Source organism: Streptomyces sp. NPDC002088 (genome assembly GCF_040296605.1).
GTDB lineage: Bacteria > Actinomycetota > Actinomycetes > Streptomycetales > Streptomycetaceae > Streptomyces.
On sequence record NZ_JBEOXO010000021.1, the window covers coordinates 125,593 to 142,452 of the forward strand.

Below are 16,860 nucleotides of genomic sequence, written 5' to 3' on the forward strand. Positions count from 1 at the left end.
GTCCGCGCGTCGCTGCGGGTGCACGCGGACCGGGGCCGTTCGAGGTGCCCCGGTGAGGGGGCGTCAGCCGGCGGCGCTGAACTCCTGCCGCTCCGCCAGGGCGGCGGCATGCGCGTCCATGCGCTCCGCCGCCAGGATCGCCGCCGCCGTGTCGGCGCGGGAGGCCGCGACGACGAGGGCGCGGCCCGCGAGGGCGTGGGCCCGCTCGTGCAGCGCCGTCTGCCGCGGCTCGCCGCCGACGGGGGTCACTGACGCGCGAACCGGCGCGCGGCCTCCGCGCAGCCGGGCGACCTGCCGCGCGAGCCGTTCGGCCGCGCCGTCCAGGTCGGCCGACGGGGCGGAGCCCCGCAGTTCGTCCGTGACAGCGAGCAGCGCCGCGAGATGGCCCGCGAGCTGGATGTCCAGCTCCTCCTCGCGGGAGCGGTGCGGGAAGTCGGAAGTGGCGCCGGCCATCGTGCTGTGGACCGACTTGGTGCGGATCGGTTCGTACATGGGATGGCCTCCTGTGCTCTGACAGGAAACCATCCTAGCTTGGATTTCGTCTAAAGTTGAGTGGTTCGCAGAGGGGGAGTGCGCTGTACGCGCAGCGTGAGCGTCAGGGCTGGCTGTAGCCGTCCAGGAAGTTGCCGATCCGGCCCACCGCGTCCCGCAGGTCCCCGACCGACGGGAGGGTCACCACGCGGAAGTGGTCCGGTTCGGGCCAGTTGAAGCCGGTGCCGTGGACGACCATGATCTTCTCGCTGCGCAGCAGGTCGAGGACCATCCGCCGGTCGTCCTTGATCTTGAAGACCTTGGGGTCGAGGCGCGGGAAGAGATACAGCGCCCCCTTCGGCCGCACGCACGTCACGCCCGGGATCTGGGTCAGCAGCTCGTAGGCGGTGTCCAGCTGTTCCTTCAAGCGCCCGCCCGGCAGCACAAGGTCGTTGATGGTCTGGCGCCCGCTGAGCGCGGCGACGACACCGTGCTGGCCCGGCATGTTGGCGCACAGGCGCATGTTCGCCAGGATCGTCAGACCCTCGATGTAGGAGTCGGCGTGGGCACGCGGGCCGGAGATCGACATCCAGCCGACGCGGTAGCCGGCGACCCGGTACGCCTTCGACATGCCGTTGAAGGTGAGGGTGAGCAGGTCGGGCGCGATCGCGGCGGTCGAGGTGTGCGTGGCGCCGTCGTAGAGGATCTTGTCGTAGATCTCGTCCGAGCAGACCAGCAGGTTGTGGCGGCGGGCGATGTCGGTCAGCCCCTTGAGCATCGCCTCGTCGTACACCGCGCCCGTCGGGTTGTTCGGGTTGATGATGACGATCGCCTTGGTGCGGTCGGTGACCTTCCGCTCCACGTCCGCGAGGTCGGGCATCCAGTCGGACTGCTCGTCGCAGCGGTAGTGGACGGCGGTGCCGCCGGACAGGGACACGGCGGCGGTCCACAGGGGGTAGTCGGGCGCCGGTACGAGGACCTCGTCGCCGTCGTCCAGCAGTCCCTGCATCGCCATCACGATCAGCTCGGAGACGCCGTTGCCGACGAAGACGTGCTCGACGTCCGTCTCGATCCCGAGGGTCTGGTTATGCATGACGACGGCCCGGCGGGCGGCCAGCAGACCCTTCGCGTCCCCGTACCCATGGGCCGACGACACGTTGCGGAGGATGTCCTCCAGGATCTCGGGCGGGCACTCGAAGCCGAACGCGGCCGGGTTGCCGGTGTTCAGCTTGAGGATGCGGTGCCCTGCCGCCTCGAGCCGCATCGCCTCCTCGAGTACCGGGCCCCGGATCTCGTAACAGACGTTGGCGAGCTTGGTCGACTGGATCACCTGCATGTCCGTGAGCTTACGGCCCGGTAACGACTCATGGGCCGTGTTTTCCGCCACGTGAGACGCGGCGGTTTGTGCGGTTATCGCCGGTAGCTGTCTCAGGAGCCCCACCCGTCTCTAGAATTCGCGGTCATGTCCACCCCATCTCAGCGCCAGAGCGGGGCATACGGCGCGAATGCCGCAAGCGGTCCGATCGATGCTCCCGGCGCCCACCCTGGCGCGGGGTCCCCGGCGCACCCGAACGTGTACCACCCGCAGGCGGCGGCGACCCCCGCGTACGAGGAGTACGTCGATCCCGCGGCCGCGCACGGGTGGACGGACGCGTACGACGAGACGCGCGAGCTGCCGGCCGTGGTCGCCGGGGAGCCTGGGGGGCCTGGGGGGCCTGTGGCGCCCGGGACGCCTTCCGGTCCCGGCCGGCGCGCCCGGCGGAAGCAGGGGACGGCGCGGAAGCGTCGTGCGGCGGTCGTCGCCGGTGCGGTGGGGGTGGTGTCCGTGGCGGCGGTGATAGCCGGGTTCTCCTTCTCCGGGTCGTCCTCCGGGTCGTCGTCGGGTGGCGGGCGGGGCGGGCAGGACCGTACGACCGGGGAGTCCGTGGCGCCCACGGAGGACACCGACGGGGTGACTGCCTCGGCCGGGGCGTCGGGCAACCCGGCCGAGGCCGCGCCCTCCGCTTCCCTCACGCCCTCCGCGGGCGCGTCGAACAGCTCCACGGCGTCCCCGGACAGCACCGCGCCGTCCTCGCCCACGCCCTCCGTCACCAGCGCGTCGGCCGCCGCCACTACGCCGACCTCCACCGCGAGTACCTCCGCCCCGGGCAACTCCGGCAGTGGCCGCGGGCGCGGCCACGGCGGCAAGTCCGGTTAGGAGCCCGGCGCATCTGCCGGATCCGGCCAACCCCCGGCCGGAAACGACTCTTTGCTCACCCACCCCTCTGCGATCACAATGCGCATGACAAAACAGCGGGCGGCCGGAAGATCTCCGGTCGCCCTGTCGCAAGAGGGGACCCCCACATGAGAAAGCCTCTCGTCGCCGCACTCTTCGCTCTGGTGATCGCCGGGGCGGGCGCGGCACCCGCGGTCGCGGCCCCAGCGCCCGAGGCGCCCGCGTCTGCGCCCTCGTCCGCATCCGTGTCCGTGTCCGTGTCCGTGTCGGCGAAGATCGCCGACAGTTCGGCACAGGCCGCCGCCCCCACGCTCCAGGCCGTCACCTTCGCCGGCACCGTCTCGCTCAGCAACTGCTCCGGCTCCGTGATCCGCTTCCCGAACTCCGCGAGCACGGACCCCGCGCTGGTGCTCTCCAACGGCCACTGCCTGGAGACCGGCTTCCCGGAGCCCGGCGAGGTGATCGTCGACCAGGCGTCCAGCCGCACCTTCGGGCTGCTCAACTCCGCGGGTACGCGGGTGGCGACGCTGCGGGCGAGCAAGGTCGCCTACTCGACGATGACGGACACGGACGTCACGATCTACCAGCTCACCAGCACCTACGCGCAGATCCAGAGCTCGTATGGCATCAGCCCGCTCACCGTCGCCGACACGCACCCGGTCGCCGGCACCGCCATCACCGTCGCCTCCGGGTACTGGAAGCGGTACTACAGCTGCAACATCGACGGGTTCGTGTACCGCCTGAAGGAGGGCGACTGGACCTGGAAGGACTCGGTCCGCTACACCTCCGCCTGCCAGACCATCGGCGGCACCTCCGGCTCCCCGGTGATCGACAACGCGACCGGCAAGGTCGTCGCCGTCAACAACACGGGCAACGAGGACGGCGAGACCTGCACGGAGAACAACCCCTGCGAGGTCGACGCGAGCGGCAACGTGACCGTCCGCGAGGGCATCAACTACGCCCAGGAGATCTACCAGATCCCGGCCTGCTTCACGACCGGCAACAAGCTCAACCTGAGCGCGAGCGGGTGCACCCTGCCCAAGCCGTAGCGGCGGCCGGTGCGCTGACGGCGGGCGGTCACAGGGGAGTTCTGCGGACCGCCCGCCCCGCCAGCACGTCCGTCCGGCGCCCGTCCTCGACGACGAAGCGGCCGTCGACCAGGACGTACGGGATGCCGGTCGGCAGCGTGCGCGGGGCGTCGTACGTCGAGCCCGCCGCCACCGTGGCCGGGTCGAACAGCACCAGGTCGGCCCGGTACCCCTCGCGGACCAGTCCGCGGTCCGGCAGGCGCAGCCGGGCCGCCGGGCGTCCGGTGAGATGAGCGACGCACTCCTCCAGCGACAGCACGCCCAACTCCCTCACGTACCGCCCGAGATAGTGCGGGAAGGTGCCGTACGCGCGCGGGTGCGGCTTGGTGCCCTGGAGGATGCCGTCCGAGCCGCCCGTGTGGACGCGGTGCCGCATGATCGCCCGGACGTTCTCCTCGTGGCCCACGTGCTGGAGGATCGTCGAGCCCAGCCGGTCCGCGAGCAGGAGGTGGCGGGCGGTGGCCCAGGGGGTCTCGCCGCGCAGCTGGGCCGACTGCCGGATCGTACGGCCGACGAAGTCGCCCAGCGTCGGGTCGGTCACGCCCGAGATCTCGATCGTGTCCCACTCCACCGGAACCCCGTGGCAGCCGTCCGCGCCGGTGACCTCCAGGTCGTGGCGGATGCGCTCGGCGGTCGTGTCGTCCGTCAGCCGCCGCAGGATCTCCTGCGGGCCGCCCTCGCTCGCCCAGCTCGGCAGGAGGGCCACGAGGGTCGTGCTGCCGGGGGTGTAGGGGTAGGTGTCGAGGGAGATGTCCGCGCCGGCGGCCAGCGCGTCGTCGAGGAGCGACAGCAGCTCGGGTGCCCGGCCCTTGTTCTCGCCGAAGTTCATGGTGGCGTGGGCGAGGTGGAGCGCGCAGCCGGCCTCCCGGGTCAGCTCGACCATCTCCGCGTACGCCGCCAGGGCGCCCGCGCCGTACGAGCGGTGGTGCGGGCAGTAGTAGCCGCCGTACCGCGCCACCACCCGGCACAGCTCGGTGAGTTCGGCGTCCTTGGCGTACATGCCGGGGGTGTACGTGAGCCCGGACGACAGGCCGACCGCGCCCTGCTCCAGCCCCTCCGCGACCAGCTGCCGCATCCGGTCCAGCTCCGCGGGCGTCGCCTCGCGGTCCTCCCAGCCGACGGCGAGCGCGCGGACCGTGCCCTGGGGGATGAGGTAGGCCGCGTTCACGGCGATCCCCCGGTCCAGCCGGTCGAGGTACTCGCCCACCGACCGCCAGTCGAAGTCGATGTCGTCGCCGTACCCGTTCCAGCCGGTGATCGCGCGGCGCACCTCGGCGAGCGTGCGGTCGTCGACGGGGGCGTACGACAGCCCGTCCTGGCCGAGGACCTCGAGCGTGACGCCCTGCGCGGCCTTCGCGGTGTGCTCGGGGTCGCGCAGCAGCGCCAGGTCGCTGTGGGCGTGCATGTCGATGAAGCCGGGGGAGAGGACGAGGCCCTCGGCGTCCAGTTCCCTGCTCGCGCGGGGGCGCTGGCAGCCCGCTGCCGCGGCCTCCTTGACGATCGAGACGATTCTGCCGTCGTCCACGACCACATCGGCGCGGTACGTGTCCGCGCCGGTGCCGTCCACGACGTCCGCGTCCCGGATGACGAGGTTCTCCATGCCGGCCCCCCTCCTCAGAAGAACGTACGGATGTAGTCGACGACCGTGCCGTCCGCCTCGGCGACCGGGATCAGCTGCCACTTGTCGAAGGACGTGCACGGATGGGACAGGCCCAGGCCCACCCAGTCGCCGACCTCCAGATCCGCATCCGGGGCCGTCCGCAGCCAGGCGTGCTGGTCGGACAGGGCGGTGACCTCGATGCCGGTGGCCGGCCGTTCGACGCCGTGCCTCCGGACCACCTGCGCGAAGGGCAGGTCGAGGTCGTAGGCCGCGTCCCGCTTGCCCGCGTTGACGAAGGCCTGCTCGGCGGACGGGCGGGAGACCACCTGGGTCCACAGACGGAAAGCGGGCTCCAGGGCGCCCTCCTCGGGGACGCGGTTGAACGGCGTCAGCTTGCGGTAGTGGCCGTCGTCGTGCGAGACGTACGCGCCCGAGCGCAGCAACTTCAGTACGGGGGAGGACAGGCCGGGGATCTCGGCGAACACGTCGGCCACCGCGTCGAACCAGGCGCTGCCGCCCGCGCTGACGACGATCTCGTCCACTGCGGAGAAGCGCCCCGCCTTGTCGAAGTCGACGGCCAGCGCGACCAGGCGCCGCAGCCAGGCGTGCACCCGCTCCGGGCTCGCCTGCGGGACCTCGCCCTCGTAGCCCGCCACACCCACCAGCCGCAGCGTCTCCGTGCCCGCCACCGCGTCGGCTACGGCCGCGCACTCCGCCTCCGTACGGACGCCGGTACGCGCGCCCTCGCCGGCGGCCAGCTCCACCACGACGTCCACCGGACGCGCGGCCCCCGTCAGCGCCGCGTCCATCAGCTCCACCCCGCGCACGGAGTCGACGTAGCAGATGAACCGGAAGTCGGGGTCGGCGGCCAGTTCGGCGGCGATCCAACGCAGGGCCGCCGGGTCCACCAGCTCGTTGGCGAGGAAGACCCGCTCGACACCGAAGGCTCGCGCCACCCGCGCCTGGTGCGGCACGGCGAGGGTGATGCCCCAGGCGCCGTGCTCGATCTGGCGCTGGAAGAGCTGGGGCGCCATGGAGGTCTTGCCGTGCGGGGCGAAGGCGAGTCCGTGCCGGGCCGCGTACGTCTCCATGAGCTTCAGGTTGTGCTCCAGGCGCTCGGCGGAGAGAGCCAGGACCGGCGTGGCGAATCCGCCGGTGAAGAGGTTGCGGCGCTGGGCGGCCAGCTCGGCGACGGTCAGCCCGTCGGCGTCCGGCGGGAGGCCCTTGAAGCGGTGGTCGACGCGTTCCTCGGCCAGGCGGGCGAGTGCCTCGCTGCTCATGGAGCCTCCTGATCTGGTCTGTTGCATCATGTGCAACACCCATTGCGTATATCGCTCACTGCTGTCTAACATCTCGGCCGACGCGGGGTCAACGGAGCCGCTGCGCCCCCCGAGCCGAGGAGTTACGACGATCGTGGCCGCCACCGGACCCCGCAATGCCCCCGACGTCGTGGACGTCGTAGCGCTCGGCGAGTCCATGGTGACCTTCCTGCCGGCCCGGCCCGGCCGCCTCGCCGACGTCCCCTCCTTCGACCGCGCCATCGGCGGCGCCGAGTCGAACGTGGCCTGCGTGCTGGCGGCCGCCGGGCACTCCGCGCGCTGGGTCAGCCGGGTCGGCGCGGACGCCTTCGGCGATCACCTGGTCGAGGCGATCGGGGCGTACGGCGTCGACGTCGCGTCCGTACGGCGTGACCCGGCCCGCCCGACCGGCATCTACTTCCGCACGGCCGGGGACCGGGCGACCGACGCACACGAGGTCGCGTACTACCGGGCCGGTTCGGCGGCCTCGGCGATGGGCGTCGGCTCGGTGGACCTGGCGGCGGTGCGCGCGGGGCGCGTCCTGCATCTGTCCGGGATCACGGCGGCGTTGTCCGGCGACTGCCTCGGCCTCCTGCGGGAACTCCTGCGCCCCCGTCCCGGCCGCCCGCTCGTCTCCTTCGACGTCAACCACCGGCCCGGGCTGTGGCACGACACGGACGAGGCCCGGGTACTGCTGGAGCTGGCCCGCGGGGCGGACATCGTGTTCGTGGGCGAGGACGAGGCGGAGCAGGCCTGGGGCATCGAGGGCGGCCCGGCGGCCGTCCGGGAGGCGTTGCCGCAGCCGTCGGTGCTGGTGGTCAAGCAGGGAGAACGGGGGGCGACGGTCTTCGACCGGGAGGGCGTCACCGCCGTCCCCGCCCTCGATGTCACCGTCGTCGCCCCCGTCGGCGCCGGAGACGCCTTCGCGGCCGGCTTCCTCTCCGCCACCCTGCGCGGGCTGCCCGTCCGCGACCGCCTGCGCCACGGCCACCTCATGGCCGCCGCCGCCCTCACCGTCCCCGGCGACCTCGCCACGCCCCCTTCCCGCGACCACGCCGACCGTCTCGCCGCCCTCGACGACGAGACGTGGGGGAGACTTCGACTCGGACCCGGCTGGACCACCCAGGACGTGCACCGGGCCCCGGAGGAGGTACGCACCCCATGAGCCAGACCGTCGACCGTGCGCTGAGCATCCTGCCGCTGCTCGCCGAGGGCCCCGCCGACCTCGGGCAGGTCGCCGACCGGCTCGGCGTCCACAAGTCCACCGCCCTGCGCCTGCTGCGCACCCTCCACGAGCACGGCCTCGTCTTCCGCCAGTCCGACCAGCGCTACCGCCTCGGCGCCCGCCTCTTCGCCCTCGCCCAGGAGGCGATGGAGAACCTCGACATCCGCGAGATCGCCCACCCCCACCTCGTACGGCTGAACGAGCAGTGCGGGCACACCGTGCACCTCGCCGTGCACGAGGAGAACGAGGTCCTCTACATCGACAAGGTGGAGAGCCGGTACCCCGTGCGCATGTACTCGCGGATCGGCAAGCCCGTCGCCCTCACCGTCGCCGCCGTGGCGAAGCTGCTGCTCGCCGACCTCCCCGAAGCCGAGCGCCGCGCCCTCGCCGAGAAGCTCGACTACCCCCTGTACACGGCCCGTTCGACACCCAACGCCCCCGCGTTCCTGCGGGAGCTGGAGAAGGTGCGCGAACAGGGCTGGGCCACCGACCTCGGTGGTCACGAGGAGTCCATCAACTGCGTCGCCGCGCCCATCCGCGGCGCCGACGGCCGGGTGGTCGCGGCGATGTCGGTCTCCGCGCCGAACGTCGTCGTCACCGCCGACGAACTCCTCACCCTGCTCCCACTCGTGCGCCGTACGGCGGACGCCATCAGCGGCGAGTACTCCGGCAGGACGCCCGTACGCGACCCAGGCAAGGACCCCGCATGACCGACAAGATCGCCCTCACCCCGAAGACCCACACCACCCCGCCCGCGAAGTTCTCGCACGGCGTCCGCAAGGGCAACATCCTCCAGGTCGCCGGCCAGGTGGGCTTCCTCCCCGCCGAGGAGGGCAAGTCCCCCACGCCCGCCGGCCCCACCCTGCGCGAACAGACCCTCCAGACCCTCGCCAACGTCAAGGCGATCCTGGAGGAGGGCGGCGCGAGCTGGGACGACGCGATGATGATCCGCGTCTATCTGACGGACGTCGACCACTTCGCCGAGATGAACCAGATCTACAACACGTACTTCGAGGAGCAGGGCCTCACCCAGCCCCCCGCGGCCCGCACGACGGTCTACGTCGGTCTGCCGGCGGGACTCCTCATCGAGATCGACGTCCTGGCCGTACTGGGCTGACGCTCCCTCAACTCCCGCACCCCGTATACGGCGCGGCGCCCGTCACCTCCTGGGCGCCGCGCCGCGATCCCCCCTGCCCGAAAGCTGTATGTACTTCTTACGCAGAGGACCCCCGAATGTCCTATCCGCTCGCGGCATCCACCCCCACCGAGACCCCGCCCCACACCGGCGGTCTGCTCCTCCTGCTCGACGGCACCGCCGGACTGCTGACGGTCGCCGCCATCGGCATCGCGCTCCTGCTCTTCCTGATCATCAAGGCGAGACTCCAGCCCTTCGTCGCCCTCCTCGCCGTCTCCATAGCCGTCGGCCTGCTGTCCGGCCTGTCCGTCACCGAACTGTTCGGCACCGTCCAGCGCTCGGACGCCGTCTCGACCATCGAGTCCGGGATGGGCGGCATCCTCGGCCATATCGCGATCATCATCGGCCTGGGCACCATGCTCGGCGCGATCCTCGAAGTCAGCGGCGGTGCCGAGGTGTTGGCGTCGCGGCTGCTGAAGCTGTTCGGCGAGCGGCGAGCTCCCCTCGCGATGGGCCTCACCGGCCTGATCTTCGGCATCCCGATCTTCTTCGACGTCGGCATCTTCGTCCTCGCGCCGATCGTCTACGCGGCCGCCAAGCGCTCCGGCAAGTCGATCCTGCTCTACTGCCTGCCCCTGCTCGCGGGCCTGTCGATGACCCACGCCTTCCTGCCGCCGCACCCCGGCCCGGTCGCCGCCGCCGGTCTGCTGCACGTCGAACTCGGCTGGGTCATCCTCATGGGCATCGTCTGCGGCATCCCCGCCGTACTCGCCGCCTGGGCCTACTCCGCCTGGATCGGCCGCCGCATCTTCGTCGCCGTACCGCAGGACATGGTCGAGGCGGCGGCGGAGGCCAAGCTCGCGGTCGTCAACGAGCAGCGGGCGGCGGGCGTCGAGCCGCGGGAGAAGCCGGTGCCGCTGGGCACGGTCCTCGGCATCATCGGTACGCCGCTGATCCTGATCCTCGCGGCCACCTTCTCCTCGATCGCGCTCGACCCCTCCACGGGCCGCTCGGTCATCGAGTTCTTCGGCCACCCGTTCGTGGCCCTCACCATCGCCCTGCTCCTCGCCTACTACCTCCTCGGCATCCGGCGCGGCTGGTCCCGCAAGTCCCTGGAGACCGTCTCGACCGCGTCCCTCAAGCCGGTCGGCAACATCCTGCTGGTCGTCGGCGCGGGCGGTGTCTTCGGCGCCGTACTGAAGGCGAGCGGAGTGGCCCAGGCCCTGTCGGACACCTTCAACGACGTCGGCCTGCCGGTGCTCGTCCTGTCCTACCTGATCTCGGTGGTCCTGCGGGTCGCCCAGGGCTCGGCGACGGTCGCCATCGTGACGACGGCCGGCATCGTCGCCCCGCTCCTCGCCGAGGGCCACCACTCCCAGGCCTTCGTCGCCCTCGTCATCATGGCCATCTCGGCGGGCTCGATCTTCGCCTCGCACGTCAACGACGGCGGCTTCTGGATGGTCGCCAAGTACTTCGGGATCAGTGAGCGGGACACGTTGAAGACGTGGACCGTGCTGGAGTCGGTGCTTTCGGTGGTGGGGTTCGTGGTGGCCGCCGTCTTGAGCATCTTCGTATAACGAAGTTGGGGGCTGGCTGTGTCCGGCACAGGATCGTCGACCATACTGCCCGCTGTGGAGCAGCGCATAGGTTCGAGCAGCCAGCCCCTGGAGGGCGAGCCCTTGAAGGGCGCCGGATTCGACCCGGCCTTCATCCCCGGGCTCACGTCACCCGTGTCCACCGAGCCGGAGGACGCCGATCCGGAGGACGCCGATCCGGAGGGCGCCGTAGAGGCCGAGGTGGTCTCCAAGGGGGAACCCGCCTCGGAGGAGACCGCCTCCGCGGAGTCCGCCGCGGACGAGGAGGAGACCTCCGAAGACGAACAGGCCTCCGAGGGCCCCGTCTTCGAGGCGTCCGACCGCCGGGCGAAGATCGTCGCCGACGCCAAGGGCGTACGCCTGAGCCTCGACGACCAGGAGTGCGAGTTCCGTTGGGACGAGATCGGCGCGGTCGAGACCGAGACCCCTCGCTTCGGCAAGCGGTTCACCATCACGGTGCACACGCCTGACCGCCGCTGGTTCCCCATCGAGATCGAGGCGACGGCCAGGGCGCGCTTCAAGGAGTGGGAGTCCGAGCTGGACGCGGTCCTCGACGCCTACTTCGAAGAGGACGCCGAGGACGACGCCGAAGCCGACACCAAGGACGACGCCGTGGCCGACACCAAGGACGACACCGAGGCCGACACCGAGGCCGACACCGAGGCCGACGCCGAGGACAACACCGAGGCCGACGCCAAGTAACCAGCCGCAGTACCGTGCTTCCTTCCCGGTCGCCCGGTAGTGGCGTAAACCCGTGCCGGGCAACGGCCGCGCAGTGTACGCGTGGCCGGCCCCCGGGGCTCGGACCCCGGAAAAGTGCACCCAGTGGTGTGATCCGGGCGTGCATATATGTGAGGCGCGGGGGAGAGTGAGGGTCCGCGCGCGGCCCGACAGGGCCTCAGAGGAGTCGTACCTCCGGCTCCGCGGACCCCCCACCCCCCAGAGGACTGGCTGATCATGGGCGGATCAGCGCCACGGCGGGACTGCCATCTGCCGGTGGAGACGACCAGCTTCGTCGACCGGCGCGGTGAACTGGCCGACGGTCGCGAGCTGTTGACCAGAGCACGGCTGGTGACGCTGACCGGACCGGGCGGCGTCGGCAAGACACGCCTGGCCGGACGGGTCGCGGCCCGTGTCGCCCGCGCCTTCCCGGACGGCGTGCGCTTCGTACACCTCTCCGGCCTGCACGACCCGGCGCTCGTCCCGCTCGCCGCCGCCGACGCCCTGGGCCTGCACGACCACTCCGTACAGCCGCCGCTGGACGCACTGGTGGAGCAGGTACGGGACCGCCGGGTACTCCTCGTCGTCGACAACTGCGAACACCTGCTGCCCGCCTGCGCCGAACTGGCCGCCGCCCTGCTGCGCGGCACGACGGGGGTGCGCGTCCTCGCCACCAGCCGCCACCGCCTGGGCCTCACCGAGGAACACCTCATGGAGGTGCGCCCCCTGCCGGTACCCGACCCGGACGGCGACCTGTCCGCCGCCGACGGCAGTCCGGCCCTCGCCCTGTTCGCCGACCGCGCCGCCGCCGTGGTCCCCGGCTTCCGCCTGACCCCCGCCAACCGCGCCGCCGTCGCCCGCCTCTGCCGGCGCCTCGACGGCCTCCCGCTCGCCATCGAACTCGCCGCGGTCCGCATGCGTGTCCTCACCGTCGAGCAGCTCCTCGAACGCCTCGACGACCGCTACCGCCTGCTGTCCGCCGGCAGCCCGGCCGTCCCGCCCCGCCACCGGACCCTGCGGGCCGCCGTCGACTGGAGCCACGACCTGTGCACCGACCGCGAACAGACGGTGTGGGCAAGGCTGTCCGTCCTCGCCGGCAGCTTCGACCTGGAGACGGCGGAGGCGGTGTGCGCGGACGGCGAACACGTCCACTCCGGCGACGTCCTCGAAGCCGTCGCCGGACTCGTCGACAAGTCCGTGCTGTGCCGCGAGACGGCCGGCGGCGCGCTGCGCTACCGCCTCCTGGACACCCTGCGCCACTACGGCCTCGGCCGGCTGCGCGACCTGCGCGGCGAGGAGACCGCCGCGCGCCGGCGCCAGCGGGACTGGATGCAGCAGCGGGCCGAGGGCTGCGAACGGGCCTGGTTCGGGCCGGGCCAGCGGGAGATCGTCGCCCGGCTGCGCGCCGACCGGGACAACCTGCGCGCCGCCCTCGACTTCAGCCTCACCACCCCCGGCGAAGCCCGCGCCGCGCTCCGCCTCGCGGGCACCCTGTGGTTCTACTGGCACGCCTGCGGAGCCCCCCGCGAAGGCCGCTACTGGCTCGAACGCGCCCTGGAGGCCGACGCCGAGCCCACCCGTGAACGGGCCCGCGCCCTGTGGACCGCCGGACTGCTCGCCGGCTGCCCGGAGGACGTCACCCGGGGCCGCAGACGCGCCGAGGAGGCCCGCGACCTGGCCCGCAGTCTGGGCGACGAGGCCGAGGCCGCCCACGCCGAGTACGTCATCGGCGTCGCCACCCTCTTCGGCGACGACATGCCGGCCGCGCTGGAGCACTTCCGGGCCGCCGTCGCCCGCGGCCGTGTCCCCGGCCAGCACCTCAGCCTGGCCGGCCTCGACCGGGTCGAACTCTCCTGCGCCTTGAGCTTCCTGGGCGAGGCCGATCAGGCCATCGCGGTCTGCGAGGAGACCCTCCGCATGTGCGAGGAGCACGGCGAGGAGTGGGTGCTGTCGTACGTGCTGCGGATGCTCGCCCTCGCCCACACCGTGAAGAAAGACCTGCGGCAGGCGGAGCGGCACGCCCGCGACGCCCTGCGCCGCAAGCTCGTCGTCTCCGACGTCATCGGTATCGGTCTCACCCTCGACCTGCTGGCCCGGATCGCGTCCTACGCCGGCGTCCACGAGCGCGTCGCCGTCCTGCTCGGCGGCGGCGACCGGGTGTGGGCCGACGTCGACCGCGACCGCTGGGGCTCGGCGATCCTCGGCACGGCCCGCCGCGGCAGCGAGGCCGACGCCCGCGAGGCCGTGGGGGACGCCGCGTACCGGCGGGCGTACGAGCGTGGCGCCGCCCTCGGCCTCACGGAGATCGTCGGCTACGCACTGAGCGAGCGTCCCGAGCCCGAACCCCCCGCCGCCGAAAAGCCGTTGCCCGCGCCCGCCACCGGCGCCTCCCAGGGCGTCCACCTCACCCGCCGTGAGACCGAGGTCGCCGAACTGGTCGCCGAGGGCCTCGCCAACCAGCAGATCGCCGACCGTCTGGTGATCGCCCGCCGTACCGCCGAAGGCCATGTGGAACGCATCCTCAGCAAGCTCGGCTTCAGCAACCGCAGCCAGATCGCAGCCTGGGTGACCGCCCAGCGCTGACACCACCCGTCACCTCTCGACCATGGGGGACCCATGAACAGCACCCGATCCGGCACCGCCCCGACGCCGTTCGACCACCGCATGGCGGTCTTCGGCTCGGACGACGACTTCATCGCCGCCGCCCTGCCTTTCCTCGCCGAGGGCCTCGCCGCCCCGGACGAACCGCCGCCGGTGGCCATCGCCGCCCCAGGCAACCTGGACGTGCTGCGCGACGCCCTCGGCGGTGACGCGAAGGACGTCAACTTCATCGAGCACACCGACTGGTACAGCGGTTCCGCCGCCAACGCCGTCGCGCAGGGCGCCGGTTACCTCGCCGCCCACGCCGCGCCCGGCGGCCGCATCCACCTCCTGATGGAGCCCGTGTGGGGCGGCCGGGCCGGCCGCTCGGTGCGCGAGAGCGCCGAGTGGATCCGCTACGAGGCCCTCGCCAACCTCCTCTTCGCGCCGATGGCGACCACAGCTCTGTGCGTCTACGACGCCCGCACCGCCGGTTCCGCCGTGGTCGCCGCGGCCCGCCGCGCCCACCCCGACACCGAGGTCTACGAGGACCCCATCCGGCTGGCGGCCGAACTGGACGCCGTACCGCTGCCGCCGGCCCCGGCGGACGCACGACGGATCGCCGGAGGCGTGGCCAAGGATGCCGTACGCACCTGGGCGAACGCCCGCGGACTGCCCCTCGTGGACGCAGAGCTGTTCGCCGAGGCCGTCGCCGAGGCCACCGCCCTCGGCCCGGTCACCGGAGCCCTGCTGTGGGGCGAGGCACCCGGCTGCGTCGTCGAACTGAGCCTGGCCCGCCGCGTCGACGACCCGCTCGCCGGCTTCGTCCCGCCACCCGCCGGCGAACTGGAACCCGGCCAGGGCCTGTGGTTCGCCCGGCAGGTGTGCGCCTACGTCGACGTGCGCGACGACGGCGAGGGAGCGACCGTGCGCCTGCAATACGCGTGAGCCGTACCCGCGTGAGTGCGGCTGTGCAGGTATGGAATCGGGTAGTCCTCCCCGTGTGGGCCGCGGCCGGGGAGGGCACCTTGGATCACATGCTGCAACTCGACGGGGGACATCGCCCGGACCCGGATCCTCAGTTCGGCGCATCCCTCCAGCCGCCCATAGGAGCGGGCCATCTGAGTGTCGAGTACGACCCCTGCCCAGCGGTGGTCCGCGAGGCCCGTGCGGAGGTCCGCAGGCAGCTGGAGCGGTGGGGGCTCGCGGAGCGGGGTGACTTGGTGGACGCGGCCGAGCTCCTCGTCAGCGAGCTGGCCACCAACGCCGTGCTGCACTCGGCGAGCCGCTTCCGGCTCACCCTGTTCGCGGCGCACGGCATCCTGCGCTGCGAGGTCTCCGACTCCGGCCCCCGTACCCCGCGGGTGCTCGACGCGGGCACCTCGGAGAGCGGCCGTGGGATGTTCCTGGTGGAGGCGCTCGCGCGGCGCTGGGGCTGTCACCAGGACGGGCCGGGCAAGACCGTCTGGTTCGAGCTCGGCACCTGCGGATGCGACGGCTGCGGTCGGCGACAGCCGTAGCGCTCCGCCGGGTTGGGCCGTGGCGGTACGTTCGGATCGCTGCGGCCCGTCTCCCCGGCCCACTCTCCCACCACCACGAAACGAGTCCGGCCCCGCCGCTCATGCGGCGGGGCCATGACCCAGGATCTTCACGAGCCTTCTAGCCGAGCTTGAGCCACTGCGGGCTGAGCGCGATCTCACGGAGCTGCTTCATCGTCAGGGCGGGGGTCGAGCGGTTGGCGTCGGTGATCTGGCTGGCGGCGTTGAAGGCGCTGATCACCACCCGCCGTCCGTCGGCCCGCATGGTGTCCACGGTCCACATCACGACTCCCGAGCCGCCCTTCTCGCCCGGACCCTGGTGGGTCGCGATCCGTGTGCCGTCGGCCAGGGTCTCCGAGTCGGCGTCGAAGAGGTCGCCGGCCACGTCCGACATGTCGGGCTGCACGTTGATCTGGACGAAGCTGGGGCCCTTGCCGTCGTCGACGACGAGGTAGCCGTACTCGGTGTCCTCGCCGCTGTGGTCCACCACCTTCAATCCCTTGGGAAGCAGACTGGTGAAGGTCCGGACGAGCGCCTTGCCGTCGCCCGCCGGAGCGGTGGGCGTGGCCGCCGGCCGGGGCGCGGGGAGGGTGTCGGCGATCTCGCGCCACTCCTTCGCGGCGGCCAGCTGCTTCAACTGGTCCACGGACAGCGCGGGTTCCGGGCGGGTGACGGGCGCGTCCTTCTCGGCCGCCGCGTTCCACTCCTGCACCGACACGTGCTGCCCCGTGGGGGTGATCAGCTCGGCCCTCCACAACTTCGTGTCCACGCGCTTGTCGGGGTACTCGTATCCCCGGTGGACCATGACCCCGGATCCGTCCGCGAGCCGCGTCGTCGCGCAACCGTCGGACGGGATGAAGACCTTGTCCGGGCACTGGATCGTCTGCCGTGCCTCGTCGCTGCCCGGCTGGATCCTGCTCACACCGACGGAGATGGCCGAGGCGCCCTTGCCGTCGTCGTAGACGACAGTTGCGTACGGCGGCAGCTGGGAGTCGTCCGTGCCGCGCGCCTGCTGCTTGGTGAACTTGCCCTCGGGCAGCAGCGTTTCGAGCGTACGGATCATGTCGTCACCGGAGAAGGGACCGGGGGTGGCGGTGGCCTTCGTCGGACGCGGCTTGGCGGCCACCGACGTCGGCTGCGGGTCGGGCTTGCCGCCCCACGGCACGAGCAGCGCACCGCCCACGCCGACGAGCGCGATGCCGGCCGCGCCGCCCAGGACGGCGGTCCGGCGCAGCAGCTGCCGCCGCCGTCCGCGGACCGCACCGCCGGCGGCGAGCGCGGCGCGGTCGGTGTCGAAGGTGCCGCCGGCCTCGTGGAGGGCGGCGGAGAGCCGGTCCTCGAAGGGGTTGCCGGGGAGGTTGCCGGACGGGTCGCTGTGCTGGTCGACGGGCATGA

The 16,860-nt window shown here is 72.2% G+C and carries 15 protein-coding genes; 9 read left to right on the forward strand and 6 right to left on the reverse strand.

Features of this window, described 5'->3' with window-relative positions:
- Positions 1-63: 63 nt before the first annotated feature.
- The 3 genes from ABT114_RS35315 to ABT114_RS35325 form a co-directional block, all read right to left on the reverse strand.
- Complete coding sequence (locus tag ABT114_RS35315) at positions 64-492, reverse strand: SCO4983 family protein (RefSeq protein WP_351147043.1); 429 nt, start codon at positions 490-492, stop codon at positions 64-66.
- Positions 493-595: 103 nt separating this feature from the next.
- Positions 596-1,807: a pyridoxal phosphate-dependent aminotransferase gene (locus ABT114_RS35320; protein WP_351147045.1), complete on the reverse strand. Its 1,212-nt coding sequence runs from the start codon at positions 1,805-1,807 to the stop codon at positions 596-598.
- 140 nt (positions 1,808-1,947) lie between these two features.
- On the reverse strand, positions 1,948-2,598 hold the full coding sequence (locus tag ABT114_RS35325) for a hypothetical protein (RefSeq protein WP_351147047.1): 651 nt from the start codon (positions 2,596-2,598) through the stop codon (positions 1,948-1,950).
- 216 nt (positions 2,599-2,814) lie between these two features.
- On the opposite strand from ABT114_RS35325, the gene ABT114_RS35330 reads away from it, so the two are divergent.
- The gene (locus ABT114_RS35330; protein ID WP_351147049.1) at positions 2,815-3,735 is read left to right on the forward strand and encodes a S1 family peptidase; all 921 of its coding nucleotides are present in this window, start codon (positions 2,815-2,817) and stop codon (positions 3,733-3,735) included.
- A gap of 28 nt (positions 3,736-3,763) precedes the next feature.
- Here the strand turns inward: ABT114_RS35330 and ABT114_RS35335 are convergent, their stop codons facing one another.
- The gene (locus ABT114_RS35335; RefSeq protein WP_351147051.1) at positions 3,764-5,374 is read right to left on the reverse strand and encodes an N-acyl-D-amino-acid deacylase family protein; all 1,611 of its coding nucleotides are present in this window, start codon (positions 5,372-5,374) and stop codon (positions 3,764-3,766) included.
- Between the two features lie 14 nt (positions 5,375-5,388).
- Entirely contained in the window at positions 5,389-6,654 is a 1,266-nt protein-coding gene (locus ABT114_RS35340) for an amino acid deaminase (RefSeq protein WP_351147053.1), read from the reverse strand.
- 133 nt (positions 6,655-6,787) lie between these two features.
- Between ABT114_RS35340 and ABT114_RS35345 the strand changes: the two genes are divergently transcribed.
- From ABT114_RS35345 to ABT114_RS35380, 8 genes are all read left to right on the forward strand, one after another.
- Positions 6,788-7,837, forward strand: coding sequence for a sugar kinase (locus ABT114_RS35345; RefSeq protein WP_351147054.1), 1,050 nt, complete (start codon positions 6,788-6,790; stop codon positions 7,835-7,837).
- On the forward strand, positions 7,834-8,607 hold the full coding sequence (locus ABT114_RS35350) for an IclR family transcriptional regulator (RefSeq protein ID WP_351147056.1): 774 nt from the start codon (positions 7,834-7,836) through the stop codon (positions 8,605-8,607). The genes ABT114_RS35345 and ABT114_RS35350 overlap by 4 nt, the downstream gene beginning before the upstream one ends.
- Positions 8,604-9,014 carry a RidA family protein gene (locus ABT114_RS35355; RefSeq protein ID WP_351147058.1) on the forward strand — a complete coding sequence of 137 codons (411 nt, stop codon included), beginning with the start codon at positions 8,604-8,606 and terminating at the stop codon, positions 9,012-9,014. Before ABT114_RS35350 ends, ABT114_RS35355 begins: the two co-directional genes overlap by 4 nt.
- 116 nt (positions 9,015-9,130) lie before the next feature.
- On the forward strand, positions 9,131-10,609 hold the full coding sequence (locus ABT114_RS35360; protein WP_351147060.1) for a GntP family permease: 1,479 nt from the start codon (positions 9,131-9,133) through the stop codon (positions 10,607-10,609).
- A gap of 54 nt (positions 10,610-10,663) precedes the next feature.
- Positions 10,664-11,329 carry a hypothetical protein gene (locus tag ABT114_RS35365; RefSeq protein ID WP_351147062.1) on the forward strand — a complete coding sequence of 222 codons (666 nt, stop codon included), beginning with the start codon at positions 10,664-10,666 and terminating at the stop codon, positions 11,327-11,329.
- Positions 11,330-11,584: 255 nt separating this feature from the next.
- Positions 11,585-13,930, forward strand: coding sequence for an ATP-binding protein (locus tag ABT114_RS35370; RefSeq protein WP_351147064.1), 2,346 nt, complete (start codon positions 11,585-11,587; stop codon positions 13,928-13,930).
- Between the two features lie 33 nt (positions 13,931-13,963).
- Positions 13,964-14,875, forward strand: a complete 912-nt coding sequence (locus ABT114_RS35375) for an anti-sigma factor RsbA family regulatory protein (protein ID WP_351147066.1) — start codon at positions 13,964-13,966, stop codon at positions 14,873-14,875.
- 89 nt (positions 14,876-14,964) lie between these two features.
- On the forward strand, positions 14,965-15,447 hold the full coding sequence (locus ABT114_RS35380; RefSeq protein WP_351147068.1) for an ATP-binding protein: 483 nt from the start codon (positions 14,965-14,967) through the stop codon (positions 15,445-15,447).
- A 139-nt stretch (positions 15,448-15,586) separates the two neighbouring features.
- Here the strand turns inward: ABT114_RS35380 and ABT114_RS35385 are convergent, their stop codons facing one another.
- Positions 15,587-16,858, reverse strand: a complete 1,272-nt coding sequence (locus ABT114_RS35385; protein ID WP_351147070.1) for a hypothetical protein — start codon at positions 16,856-16,858, stop codon at positions 15,587-15,589.
- Positions 16,859-16,860: the final 2 nt, after the last annotated feature.